Source organism: Rathayibacter sp. Leaf296, assembly GCF_001423045.1.
Classification (GTDB): domain Bacteria; phylum Actinomycetota; class Actinomycetes; order Actinomycetales; family Microbacteriaceae; genus Rathayibacter; species Rathayibacter caricis.
This window is the reverse complement of the sequence record NZ_LMNR01000002.1, coordinates 1,135,048-1,146,700: the sequence shown is the minus strand read 5'-3', so window position 1 is coordinate 1,146,700 and position 11,653 is coordinate 1,135,048. Positions and strand designations below refer to the sequence as shown.

Sequence of the window (11,653 nt, the reverse complement as noted above, 5' to 3'; positions counted from 1 at the left end):
TTGCTGATCGAGTAGGCCGCGGAGCGGCCGTATCGAGATCCGCGTTCACCGGGAGGCGGGTCGGCGGTGGTGGGTCTCGATACGCCGCTGCGGGGCTGCTCGACCAGCAGCAGGGGCAGGGGCAGCAGCAGCAGGGCGGGCGGCGCTCCAGCTTGCTGATCGAGTAGGCCGCGGAGCGGCCGTATCGAGATCCGCGTTCACCGGGAGGCGGTTCGGCGGTGGTGGGTCTCGATACGCCCCTGCGGGGCTACTCGACCAGCAGACACGGGCTCCCTCGACCGTCCGGGGTTCCCTCGCGGGGGAGGGGCTAGGCGGTACGGGCGAGGAGGGCGCCCATGAGGTCGAGCTGGGCCGCATCCTCGAGGGCGGAGCCGACGGCGGCGACGCGGACGCCCGCGTCGAGGTACTCCTGCAGGTTGCGGGCGTCGAGCCCGCCGGTCGCGACGAAGCGCACGCCGGGGAAGGGGCCGCGCATGTGCGTGAACCAGCCGGAGCCGAGCCACGTGGCGGGGAACGCCTTCACCCAGGTGAGCCCGAGCGAGACCGCCTGCTGCACCTCCGAGGGCGTGGCCACTCCGGGGAGCAGCGGCAGTCCCTCCGCCTCGGCCTCGGCCACGATCAGCGGGTCGAGCCCCGGCGAGACCAGGTAGCCGGCCCCCGCCTCGCGCGCCACCGGGACCTGCTCGGCGCGCAGGATCGTGCCCGCCCCGACGGTCTTGCCGCGTTCCGCGCCCAGTCGGGCCACTTCGCGAAGGGCGATCTCGTCCTCGGCGGTCTGCAGCGGCACCTCGACGGAGTCGATCCCGAGGTCCCACGCGGTCGTCGCGAGCGCGATCGAGCGCTCCACGCCCATCCCGCGGAGGATCGCCATCAGCGGTGCTCCCGCGAAGACGGTGTCGAACGTCCGGGCCCACTCGGTGGCGGGTGCGGTCACGGTGGTCATCGTGCGGTCCTCTCGTCGACGGAGTCGCCCGACAGGGCGAGGGTGAGTGCGGCGCGGTCGTGCCCGCTGCGCAGGCGCTCGCCGAGGTCGGCGCCGAGCATCCGGGCCACGAGGTAGCCGCCGGCGAAGGCGTCGCCCGCGCCGACGGCGTCGAGCACCTCGACCTCGTGCGACGGCTCGAAGACCGTCTCGGGGCCCGAGAACACGGTCGCTCCGATGTGGCCGTCCTTCACCACGAGCTCCGCCACGTCGGGGAGCAGTGCGCGGACGTCGTCCGCGGTCGGCGTGCCCCAGAGGGTCTCGGCCTCGTCGCGGCCGACGAAGACGACGTCGGCGAGGCGGGCGAGCTCGGCGAGCGCGGGAGCCGCGTCCTCGGCGCTCCACAGCGCCGCGCGGTGGTTCACGTCGACGCTCACGGGGATCCCGAGCTCGCGGGCGCGCAGGGCGGCGCGGCGGAGGAACCGGGCCGCCGGCTCCGAGAGCGCGGCGGTGATGCCCGAGAGGTGCAGCAGCGCGACCCCGTCGAACGGCGCCGCGTCGGCGTCCGCCTCGTCGAGGCGGGAGGCGGCCGAACCGGAGCGGTAGTAGACGACGCCCCGCCCCGGGTCCTTCACGTAGAGCCCGGTCGGGTGCTCCGGATCGGCGACCACGGAGGAGACGTCGATGCCGCGGGCGGACAGCTGGCGCAGCACGCGCTCGCCGAGCGCATCCGCTCCGAGACGGCTGTGCCAGCGGGCCGGCACCCCGAGGGCCGCCGCGTGCGCGAGCACGTTCGACTCCGCGCCGCCGGCGTCGACGAGGAACGCGCCCGCCTGCGCCACCGAGCCGTCCGTCGGCACGACCACGGCCATGGTCTCGCCCATGGCCAGCAGCACGCCGCGCGCCACGGCCGCTCCCGACGAGCTCACGCCAGGTCGGCGACCGGCGCCGGATCCATGTCGTCGAAGGCCTGGTTCTCGCCGGCCATCGCCCAGACGAACGAGTACGCCGAGGTGCCGACTCCGGAGTGCAGCGACCAGCTCGGCGAGATGATCGCCTGGCGGTCGGCGACCACGAGGTGGCGCGTCTCCTGGCGCTCGCCGAGGAGGTGGATGACGCGGGCCTCCTCGGGCAGGTCGAAGTAGAGATAGCACTCGGTGCGGCGGTCGTGGGTGTGCGCGGGCATCGTGTTCCACATCGATCCCTCGTGCAGCGTCGTGACGCCCATGACGATCTGGCAGCTGCGCACGCCGTTCTCGTGAATGTACTGGTTGAGCGTGCGGCGATTGCTCGTGGCCTGCTCGCCGAGCTCGCGCACGGTGCCCTCGCCCGGCGACACGAGCGCGGTCGGGTAGGCCGTGTGCGCGGGGGCCGAGAACAGGTAGAACTGCGCGGCTCCGTCGGCGTCCTCGAACGCCACCCGCTCGATCCCGCGGCCCAGGTACAGGCAGGCGCCGGTGACGAGCGTGTAGGTCTCGCCGTCGGCGGTCACGGTGCCGGTCCCGCCGACGTTGATCACGCCCAGCTCGCGGTGCTCGAGGAAGGTCTCGCTGCGGATCTCCTCGTAGCCGGTCAGCTCGAGCCGCTTGCCGGCGGGCATCGCTCCGCCCAGCACGATGCGGTCGTGGTGCGTGTAGACGAGGCGGATCTCGCCCTCGACGAAGATCTCGGGCACGAGGAAGTGCGAGCGGAGGTCCTCGGTGGTCATCCCGGGGATCTGCGAGGGGTTGGTGGCGTAGCGCTGGTCCATGTCGGAGGCTCCTGTGTCGCGGGTGGGAGGGGTCATCGCACGAGCCAGCCGCCGTCGACGGGGAGCACGGTCCCGGTGACGTAGGCCGACGCGTCGGAGGCGAGGAAGACGAAGGCGCCCTGCAGGTCGGCGGGCAGTCCCCAGCGTCCGGCGGGGATGCGGGCGAGGATCGCGGCGTCGCGCGCGGCGTCGGCGCGCAGGGCCGCGGTGTTGTCGGTGGCGAGGTAGCCGGGGGCGATCGCGTTGACGGTCACTCCGGAGGCGGCCCACTCGTTGGCGAACGCCTTCGTGAGTCCGGCGACGGCGTGCTTGGAGGCGGTGTACCCGGGCACGGTGATGCCGCCCTGGAACGACAGCATCGACGCGACGCTGATGATCCGGCCGGAGCCCTGCGCGATCATCCGGCGGCCGGCCGCCTGGGTGAGGTGGAACACCGAGTCGAGGTTCACGCGCAGCACCTCGTCCCAGTCGCCGGCGCTGTGCTCGGCGGCCGGGGCGCGCTTGATGGTGCCGGCGTTGTTGACGAGCACGTCGATCCGCCCGAGCCCGTCGACGGCCTCGTCGATCGCCGAGTGCAGCTCGTCGGCGCTCGCCGCGGCGAAGTCGCGTCGGATCAGCACGACCCGGCGGCCGAGCGCCCGGATCGCCTCGGCCGTCCCGGAGGCGTCGCCGCGGTCGATCAGGGCGATGTCGGCTCCGGCCTCGGCGAGGGCCAGCGCGGCCCCGCGGCCGATGCCCTTGCTGGTGCCGGTGACCACGGCGACGCGGCCGTCGAGTCGGAAGCTGTCGAGGATCATCGTCCTGCCTTTCGGAAGAGGGTCGTGAGCGAGCCGAGGCCGTCGACGCGCACGGTGACGGAGTCGCCGTCGGCCAGCGGCCGGTGCGCGGCGAGCGCGTCGGGCAGCTTCTGCGGGCTGCCGGTCGAGATCACGTCGCCGGGCTCGAGGGTGAGGCCCTCGCTGAGGTGGTGGACGAGCGCCGCCATGGTGAAGACGAGGTCGGCGGTGCTCTGCGAGACGGTGATCCGCCCCTCCCGCTCGACCTCGACGCGCAGGTCCTGCGGCTCGGGCACGTCGTCGGGCGTGACGAGCCAGGGGCCCAGCGGAGCGAAGCCGTCGGAGCACTTGCCGAGGGTCCACTGGCTCGAGCGGCCCTGCCAGGTGCGCTCCGACACGTCGTTCATCAGCGAGTAGCCGCCGATGTGCGAGGCGGCCTGCTCGAGCGGGATGTCGCGGCCCGCGCGGCCGATCACGAGCGCGATCTCGCCCTCGTAGTCGACGTCGGTGGCGGTCGCAGGCAGGGTCACGGGGTCGCCGGGAGCCGAGAGCGTGTTGGGCGTCTTCACGAAGACGTCGGGGGTCGTCGGGACCGGCCTGTCCTCTCCTCCGCTGGGCACGTGGCCGCGGTAGTTGTAGCCGATGCAGAGGATCTTGCCCGGCACGACCGGCGGCAGCAGGCGCAGGGAGTCGAGTCGCGGCAGGTCGCCGCCGGACGCGGCCCCGGCGCGCTCGCGGGCGTCTGCGAGGAGTGCGTCGTCGGCGAGCAGGCCGCTCACGGGCAGCGAGCCCAGATCGAGCACGCGGTCGCCGTCGACGATCACGCCGGTGCGGTCGCCGTCGGGCGAGGAGTAGCGGAGGAGTCTCACCAGTAGGGCCGCCAGTCCGGTCGCGAGGCGCGCACGAGCGCCTCCAGGTAGAAGTAGTCGCCCCAGAGGGTGCCCTCGTCGACGCCCACGTCCTTCGGCAGGTCGTAGACGCTGTGCAGCAGGACGGTGTCGGCCGACTCGGGGGTCGCGGGGGCGCAGTGCTCGATCAGGGCGGCGAGCAGGTCGTGCGCCGACCGGCGCCAGTGCTCGGCGCGCTCCTCGTCGGGCTCCACGGAGGCGAGCTCGAAGAGGCCGCAGACCGCGATCGCGGCCGCGGAGCTGTCGCGCGGGGCGTCGCTCCCGTCGGTGTAGACGAGGTCCCAGTAGGGCACGAGGTCGGCCGGGAGGTGCGCGAGGAAGTAGTCGGCGCACGCGCGCGACGCCTCCAGCACGGCCGGGTCGCCCGAGACGCGGTGGTTCATCGCGAAGCCGTAGATCCCCCAGGCCTGTCCGCGGGCCCAGCAGGAGTCGTCGAAGGCGCCCTGCTCGGTGCCGCCGTGCAGCGGCTCCCCGGTCTCGGCGTCCCAGTAGAAGGTGTGGAAGGTCGAGTGGTCCGGGCGGAGGATGTGCGTGCGCAGCGCCTCGACGTGGCGGCGCACGGCCTCGGCCTTGTGCGCGTCGCCCGTCTGCTCGGCCGCCCAGGTGAGCAGCGGCATGTTCATGAGGGAGTCGATGATGGTCCGACCGCGCTGCGCGGGGTCGCGGAGGTCGCCCCAGGCCTGCACGATGCCCGCGTTCTCGAGGAACCGCGTCATCAGCACGTCGGCGGCGGCCAGAGCGGTCGAGCGGCCCAGCGGGTGCTCGAGCAGCCGCCACGGCGCGACGGCCGAGAGCGTGTAGAGGAAGCCGAGGTCGTGGGTGTCGAGGTCTTCGCCCTCGTTCAGGCGCCGGGCGAAGTCCTCGAGGTGGCCGGTGGCCGCGCCGCGGAACACCTCCTCGCCGGTGAGCTCCCACGCGATCCACTGCATGCCGGGCCAGAAGCTGGTGGTCCAGCCGCGGTTGGCTCCGGCCGCGAACCCGGCCGTCGCCGGGCGCAGCTCGTACCGGCCGTCGGTGGTGGTGTCGTCCGGGTAGGCGCTGCCGAACCGCTCGATCATGCGGCGCACGACCTCGAGCGCATCGGCCAGGGCCCGCTCCGTCGTCGTCCTCGCGGAGGACGGGTGGGTGGTGGTCATGACGGTCTGTCCTTCGTCGTGGCTCACGCGGCGACCGGCTGGTCGGCGGGGAGGGCGGGCAGGAGGGTGTAGCGCGCGTCGGCCCAGACGAGGTACAGGGCGGGCGCCGCCGAGACGCCGAGGGCGAGGGCCGGCGAGAGGGTGAAGAGGTACGCCTGGAAGGCGAGGACCAGCAGCGACACGAGGGTCAGGTGCCAGCGGCGGGTGGCGAGGATCAGCGAGATCCGCAGGGTGCGCAGCAGCGCGGCTCCGGGGGCCTCGATCAGCGCGACCAGCACGACCGGGGCGGTGCCGACGACGAGCAGCACGACGATCAGGAGGAGCGGCACGACGACCACTCCGATCTGCGACGTCGAGAGGAACCGCACGTCGACCAGCGCGATCGCGGCGACCGCGGTGGCCCCCGCGGCGAGGGCGAGGGTGCGGCCCCAGCCCTGCCGCCAGGCGGCCCAGAAGGTGCGGACGACGCGGGTCCCGCCCCGGCCGTGCTCGCCGAAGACCGCGAAGGCTCCGCGGACGGCCGGCGCGCACAGCGGCAGGGCGGCCGCGAGCAGCGGCCACGACCGCGCCGGGTCGGTGGTGATCAGCAGCAGCACGAGCGGCAGGCAGCCGAGCACGAGCAGCACGTTGGTCGTGAGGATCAGGTGGACGACACCGAACAGCGAGGCGTAGAGGCCGTGCGGGATGCGGCGCATGTCAGCCCTTCAATCCGCTCGTCGCGATGCCCTCGACGAAGTACTTCTGACCGAGCAGGAAGACCACGGCGATGGGGATCACCGAGATGACCAGGCCCGCGAACAGCAGCGCGTAGTTGGCGTCGTAGAGGGTGCTGACGAAGCTCTGCAGCCCGAGCTGGATCGTCCAGAGGTCGGGGTTGCGGAGGTAGATCAGCGGTCCGAGGTAGTCGTTCCAGGTGGCGACGAAGGTGAGGAGCGTGAGGCTCGCGATCGCGGGGATCGACAGGGGCACCATGATCCGGGCCCAGATGCCGTACTCGCTCAGCCCGTCCAGGCGCGCGGCCTCCGAGAGCTCCTCGGGGATCGTCTCGTAGAACTGCTTCATCAGGAACACGCCGAACGCGCCGAACGCCTGGATGAGGATGATCGCCCAGAGGGTGTTCGACACCTTCAGGTTCGACAGCAGGATGAACTGCGGGATCATGTACGACTGCCACGGCACCGCGATGGTGCCGATGTAGACCAGGAACAGCACGTCGCGACCGGGGAACCGCATCCGCGAGAAGCCGTAGGCCGCGAACGAGCCGGTGAGCACCTGCAGCACGGTCACGACGACCGCCAGGATCAGCGTGTTCCGGATCCACGTGAGCATCCCGGACTGCGCCCAGATGTCGACGTAGTTGTTCCAGACCCAGGTGTCGGGCACCCACTTCACGGGCACCGAGAAGACGTCGTTCGGCGTCTTGAGCGAGCTCATGATCATCCAGAAGAACGGCAGCAGCAGCGCGGCCGCGGCCAGGATCATCACGGCGTAGCCGAGCAGGCGGCCCACGCGCGACAGGGTGGAGCGGCCGGCGGTCCTCCGACGGGGCGCGAGCGGCTCGTCGACGCGCGGCAGGACGGGAGCGCCCTCGGGGATCAGCAGTCCGGTCATCGGGACTCACTCCTTCTGTTGAGGAAGAACTGCACGAGCGTGACGACGATGCAGAGCAGGAAGAGGACCACCGAGACCGCCGACGCGTAGCCGAACTGGTTCTCCTGGAAGCCCTTCTGGTAGATGAACTGCGAGAGCACGAGGGTCGCCTGGCCGGGCCCGCCCTGGGTCATCACCAGGATCAGATCGAAGATCTTGAACGAGTTGATGGTCAGCATCACGGTGACGAAGAACGTGGTCGGCCGCAGGCACGGGATGGTCACGTTCACGAAGCGCTGCCAGACGGACGCACCGTCGACGCGAGCGGCCTCGTGGAGCTCGCGCGGCACCGTCTGGAGGCCGGCGAGGAACAGGATCATGTAGTAGCCCATGTCGCGCCACGTGCTGATGATGACGACGGCGGGCATCGCCCACTCCGACGATGTCAGCCACCCGGGCGGGCTCGAGAAGCCGACCGCGCGGAGGATCTCGTTGATCGGTCCGTACTCGGGGCTGAAGAGCAGGTTCCACACGACGGCGATCGCGACGATCGACGTGATGTAGGGGAAGAACGCGGCGGTGCGGAAGAACGCGACACCGCGGAGCTTGTTGTTGAGCAGCAGCGCGAGCCCGAGCGAGACGATCAGCGTCAGCGGGATGTGCAGTGCGGCGTAGTAGAGCGTGTTGGTCAGCGCGATGCGGAAGCTGCCGTCGCCGAGCAGGCGCTGGAAGTTCGCGAGCCCGACCCAGTTCGCCTGCCCGAACACGTTCCAGTCGGTGAGCGACATGTAGAAGAGCGTGATCACCGGCACGAGCGTGAGCGCCGCGAAGCCGAGGAAGTTCGGGAGGATGAAGGTGTACCCGATGAGGGTGTTCCTCACCGCGTACGCGGAGCGGCGCCGTTTCGGCGGCGGTGTCGACGTGCCGGCGTCGGCGGCGGCGAGGGTCGTCATGAGACCTCCAAGGTCTGGGCGGGGCTGGGGCTGGGGCTGTGCCGGGGTCGAGCGGAGGCGGTGGCCGGCCGGGGTCGGCCGGCCACCGCGGGGAGTCAGTCGGTGCCGACTTCGTTCTTCACGCGGTCGTCCGCCGACTTCACGGCGTCCTCGATGCTCGCGGAGCCCGAGAGGACCGAGGTGTGCAGGTCGAGCAGGATGTTCTGCACGGCCGCGGTCTTGGCCGAGGTGGGGTTCTCCGGCTTGGTGTCGTGCTCGGACCAGGCGGTCTTCGACAGCTCGTCGGTGGGTGCGCCCTCGACGGCGAAGTAGGCCTCGGCCACCGCGTCGCTGGTGAGCGCCGGGGTGATGCCGAGCGACGCGACGACCTCCGCGCCCTCCTCGCTCGCGGCGAACTCGAGGAACTCCTTGGCGGCGGCAGCCTTGGAGTCGTCGATGTTCGCGTTGATGCCGAAGCCGGTCGGGTCGCCGAAGGTCACCGGGGTGTCGCCCTCGCCGGTCGTCGAGTCGTCGAACTGCGGGATCGGGGCGATGCCCCAGTTGAAGGTGTCGGAGTCGCCCGACTTCTGCTGGGCGATCAGCGACGCGACGAACCAGGTGCCCATCGGCATCATCGCGGCGTTCTGCTTGCCGAACTCGGCCTGGTAGGTGAGCTTGTTGGCGACGACGGTGTTGTAGTCGACCTGCGCGCCGGCGTCCTGCAGCGCGAGGACGCGCTCGTAGTACGGCTCGAGGTAGCTGTAGTCGCCGCCGAGGATGTCGACGTCGGGGGTCTGCGCGGCGGCGAAGCCCTGGACGGTCGACTGCCAGCTGTGCTCGTAGGTGCCGTTCGCGGCGCTCCCGGCGGCCGAGAGCGCGGTCTTCAGCGACTCGGCGTTCGACTCGTAGTCGTCCCAGGTCCAGGAGCCGTCGGGGTAGGCGACGCCGGCCTGGTCGAAGAGGTCCTTGTTGTAGAAGAGGACCCAGGAGTCCTGGCGGTAGGGGGTCGCCCACTGCTTGTCGTCGACCTCGTACGCCTCCGCGCCGCCGATCGAGTCGGGGATCGCGACGTCGGAGACGTCCATCAGCTGTCCGCCCGCCTGGTAGGTCAAGACGTTCTTCACGTTCTTCTGCGTGATGATGTCGGGCCCGCTGCCGGCCGCGAGATCCGCGGTCATCAGCGTGTCGTAGTTGGTGGCGTCGTACTCCTTGACCTCGACCGTGACGTCGGGGTCCTTCTCGTGGAACGCGTCGGCGAGGGCCTGGAACTCGGGAGTCGTGCTCAGGCTCCAGCCCGAGACCGACAGGGTGACGGGACCGTCGGCCGGGGCGGCGGCGTCACCGCCCCCTCCTCCCGAGCAGGCGGTGAGGGACAGGGCGGCGGCGAGGGCCACCCCGGTGACGGCGAATCTTCTCTTCATGCGTGCTGCTCCTTTGCATCGGCGTGCAGGACCCCACCTCGGGTCCGCGGGTACCGGAGCGGCCGTGCGGCGCCTCCGGAGTCTGTGAGGACGTGCTCGGTGACCAGGCCGTCGGGCCAGGTCGCGGACACGTGCAGGTCGTCGCCCTCGCGGGCGACCCGGACGGCGGCGGCGAGCGGCGCGTCCGCACCCGTGAGGGTGATCAGGGCGACGACGGGCTCGCCGATGACGACGGGGACGCTCAGCACCGGCACCGCGACGCGGGGGCCGAGCGGGGAGGCGCCGTCGCGCTCGACGACGTCGGGGTCGACGTCGCCGCCCGACAGCAGGGTGATCGCGCTGGTCCGGCCGGCCGAGGCCGCCGCGGCTCCGGAGTCGTCGGTCGCGGTCGCCACGTCGTCGCCGGCCGTCGCCCAGCCGCCGATCCGCAGGCGCAGATCCTCGGGTCGGACGTCGTCGGCGAGCGAGTCGACGCGCACGACGCGCAGTTCCCAGGGGCCGCGCACGAGCGAGTCGACGACCAGGTGCCCGCCGAGGCGGGCGCTGCCGGACAGGCCCTCGCCGTGCCGGTGCGAGGAGGCCGCCGCCCGGATCCAGTGCGCGTCCCACTTCGACCCGGCGCGGCCGACGGAGCCGTCGACCGTCGTCCCCGTGCAGGTCATGCCGGTGCGGGCCGTGCCGGCGCCGGTCGGGTCCACGAGGGCGACGCTCTGCTCGAGCGGCTCGCTCCAGCCGCGCTCGTCGAGCAGCGGCGCCGCGGCCGTCGAGTAGCCCAGCCGGGCGTACAGCGGGGAGTCCGCCGAGACGGTGCCCTCGAGCGCCTTGTCGGTGCCGTGGTTGACCACGCGGACGATGCCGTCGTCGCGGGTCCCCGAGACGATCCAGCCGGGGGAGGCGATGCTCAGCAGCTCGTCGGAGCGCTCGATCGGGAGCGGCTCGGCGGGGGCGGACCACACGGGGTGGTCGGCCGGCAGGGCGATGCCGAGCATCCCCTTGACCGCCCAGTACGGCGATCCGGGGCCCGAGTAGGACTGGGCGAGCGTGCGCCACTCGTGGTGCCAGCCCATCGTGAGCACGCCCCGCTCGTCCGGAGCTCCGTGATCGGCGAAGTGCGAGACGACGGCGCTCGCCGCGCGTCGGAGGGCCCCGGGCGAGTGCGAGGGCACCTCGGCCATCACGCCGACCCAGAACGGGGCCGCGGCGGCGAAGCGGTAGATCAGGCTGCGGCCCTGCAGCAGCGGCGCGCCGTCGCCGCCGGTCAGGGTGAGCGCGTCCGAGAGGTAGCGGTCGAGCTGCGCGGTGTCGTGCGCTCGGCGCCCGGCGGCGAGCTCCGCGGCGCCCTGCATCCGCGACCACAGCACGGGGTAGACGTGCAGCGCCCAGCCCACGTAGTGGTCGAACGCGCGCTCCACGCCGTCGGCCATCCAGCCGTCCTCGCGCACGAAGGAGTCGTGCCGGGCCAGGTCGGCGGCGATGTCGTCGGCCGACCACGCGCCGCCGATCGAGCGGAGGAAGGTCTGCACGACGATCCGGAACCAGACCCAGTTGGTCTGCGGGTAGGTGTCGTCGCCCACGACCGGCTCGAGGTAGGCGATGACGCGCTGCTGAGTGACGGCGTCGAGGCGGTCCCAGATCCAGGGGCGGGTGAGGTCGAGGACGAGGGCGATCGACGCGGCCTCGACCTTCGCCTGCGCGTGCTCCTCGAGGCGGACCCAGCGGTCGGCGGCCTCGGGATCGACGCCGGTCGCGATGCCGCGGGAGTAGAAGTCGATCAGGTGGTCGACGCCGACGCCCCGCTCGCCCGCGATGCGGAACCCGGCGAGGAGGAAGGTGCGGGCGAAGCCCTCGAGCCCGTCGACCGCGCGGCCGTAGCCGCCCTCGGCGCCCGGGAGGAGGATCCGGCCGTGGCCGTCGGACGCGTACTCCATGGCGGAGGAGAGGAGGGAGTCGGCGAAGCCGACCCAGCGGTCCCGCGACCAGTCGCCCTGAGGGTCCACCTCGTTCTCCTTCGAATCGATGCCGGCTCGCCCACCAGCGGGCCGAACAAATCAGAAGCGTACACAGCGAAAAGCGACACAGCAAGACGCCCGATGCGGTTAAATGATCGTTACCGATCGAGTGAGCCCACTCGGCACCGTCCGCGCTACGGGATCGGGACCCGGAGGGGACGGACCGCGTCATGGGACGATCGAGACGACGACGCGGCCTCCCGCGCCTC

Annotated in this window: 11 protein-coding genes; all 11 read right to left on the bottom strand. The window is 72.0% G+C overall.

Annotated features, from left to right (window positions below; genetic code table 11):
- Positions 1 to 307: 307 nt before the first annotated feature.
- The 11 genes from ASF46_RS15620 to ASF46_RS15570 all read right to left on the bottom strand — a co-directional run bounded on the left by ASF46_RS15620 (position 308) and on the right by ASF46_RS15570 (position 11,432).
- Positions 308 to 943: a bifunctional 4-hydroxy-2-oxoglutarate aldolase/2-dehydro-3-deoxy-phosphogluconate aldolase gene (locus ASF46_RS15620; protein ID WP_056868385.1), complete on the bottom strand. Its 636-nt coding sequence runs from the start codon at positions 941 to 943 to the stop codon at positions 308 to 310.
- A complete protein-coding gene (locus tag ASF46_RS15615; RefSeq protein ID WP_235576964.1) occupies positions 940 to 1,851 on the bottom strand; it encodes a sugar kinase in 912 nt (303 codons plus the stop codon). The genes ASF46_RS15620 and ASF46_RS15615 overlap by 4 nt, the downstream gene beginning before the upstream one ends.
- A complete protein-coding gene (gene kduI, locus ASF46_RS15610; RefSeq protein WP_235576963.1) occupies positions 1,848 to 2,708 on the bottom strand; it encodes a 5-dehydro-4-deoxy-D-glucuronate isomerase in 861 nt (286 codons plus the stop codon). Before kduI ends, ASF46_RS15615 begins: the two co-directional genes overlap by 4 nt.
- Positions 2,705 to 3,469 (bottom strand): 2-dehydro-3-deoxy-D-gluconate 5-dehydrogenase KduD, encoded by a 765-nt coding sequence (kduD, locus tag ASF46_RS15605; RefSeq protein ID WP_200919725.1) that lies wholly within the window; start codon positions 3,467 to 3,469, stop codon positions 2,705 to 2,707. Before kduD ends, kduI begins: the two co-directional genes overlap by 4 nt.
- Complete coding sequence (locus ASF46_RS15600; RefSeq protein ID WP_157602603.1) at positions 3,466 to 4,317, bottom strand: fumarylacetoacetate hydrolase family protein; 852 nt, start codon at positions 4,315 to 4,317, stop codon at positions 3,466 to 3,468. The genes kduD and ASF46_RS15600 overlap by 4 nt, the downstream gene beginning before the upstream one ends.
- Entirely contained in the window at positions 4,314 to 5,492 is a 1,179-nt protein-coding gene (locus ASF46_RS15595) for a glycoside hydrolase family 88 protein (RefSeq protein ID WP_056868383.1), read from the bottom strand. The genes ASF46_RS15600 and ASF46_RS15595 overlap by 4 nt, the downstream gene beginning before the upstream one ends.
- A gap of 23 nt (positions 5,493 to 5,515) precedes the next feature.
- Positions 5,516 to 6,187 (bottom strand): DUF624 domain-containing protein, encoded by a 672-nt coding sequence (locus tag ASF46_RS15590; protein ID WP_056868382.1) that lies wholly within the window; start codon positions 6,185 to 6,187, stop codon positions 5,516 to 5,518.
- Between the two features lies 1 nt (position 6,188).
- Positions 6,189 to 7,103, bottom strand: coding sequence for a carbohydrate ABC transporter permease (locus tag ASF46_RS15585; RefSeq protein WP_056868381.1), 915 nt, complete (start codon positions 7,101 to 7,103; stop codon positions 6,189 to 6,191).
- Positions 7,100 to 8,035, bottom strand: coding sequence for a carbohydrate ABC transporter permease (locus ASF46_RS15580; protein WP_055789508.1), 936 nt, complete (start codon positions 8,033 to 8,035; stop codon positions 7,100 to 7,102). The genes ASF46_RS15585 and ASF46_RS15580 overlap by 4 nt, the downstream gene beginning before the upstream one ends.
- A gap of 95 nt (positions 8,036 to 8,130) precedes the next feature.
- Complete coding sequence (locus ASF46_RS15575) at positions 8,131 to 9,435, bottom strand: extracellular solute-binding protein (protein ID WP_056868380.1); 1,305 nt, start codon at positions 9,433 to 9,435, stop codon at positions 8,131 to 8,133.
- A complete protein-coding gene (locus ASF46_RS15570; protein ID WP_056868379.1) occupies positions 9,432 to 11,432 on the bottom strand; it encodes a DUF2264 domain-containing protein in 2,001 nt (666 codons plus the stop codon). The genes ASF46_RS15575 and ASF46_RS15570 overlap by 4 nt, the downstream gene beginning before the upstream one ends.
- Positions 11,433 to 11,653 lie beyond the last annotated feature (221 nt).

What these genes read in the sequence shown, in the direction of transcription:
- ASF46_RS15590 (WP_056868382.1), bottom strand. Translation starts at nt 6,187, where the DNA reads ATGCGCCGCATCCCGCACGGCCTCTACGCCTCGCTGTTCGGTGTCGTC.
- kduD (WP_200919725.1), bottom strand. Translation starts at nt 3,469, where the DNA reads ATGATCCTCGACAGCTTCCGACTCGACGGCCGCGTCGCCGTGGTCACC.
- kduI (WP_235576963.1), bottom strand. Translation starts at nt 2,708, where the DNA reads ATGACCCCTCCCACCCGCGACACAGGAGCCTCCGACATGGACCAGCGC.
- ASF46_RS15585 (WP_056868381.1), bottom strand. Translation starts at nt 7,103, where the DNA reads ATGACCGGACTGCTGATCCCCGAGGGCGCTCCCGTCCTGCCGCGCGTC.
- ASF46_RS15575 (WP_056868380.1), bottom strand. Translation starts at nt 9,435, where the DNA reads ATGAAGAGAAGATTCGCCGTCACCGGGGTGGCCCTCGCCGCCGCCCTG.
- ASF46_RS15620 (WP_056868385.1), bottom strand. Translation starts at nt 943, where the DNA reads ATGACCACCGTGACCGCACCCGCCACCGAGTGGGCCCGGACGTTCGAC.
- ASF46_RS15595 (WP_056868383.1), bottom strand. Translation starts at nt 5,492, where the DNA reads ATGACCACCACCCACCCGTCCTCCGCGAGGACGACGACGGAGCGGGCC.
- ASF46_RS15580 (WP_055789508.1), bottom strand. Translation starts at nt 8,035, where the DNA reads ATGACGACCCTCGCCGCCGCCGACGCCGGCACGTCGACACCGCCGCCG.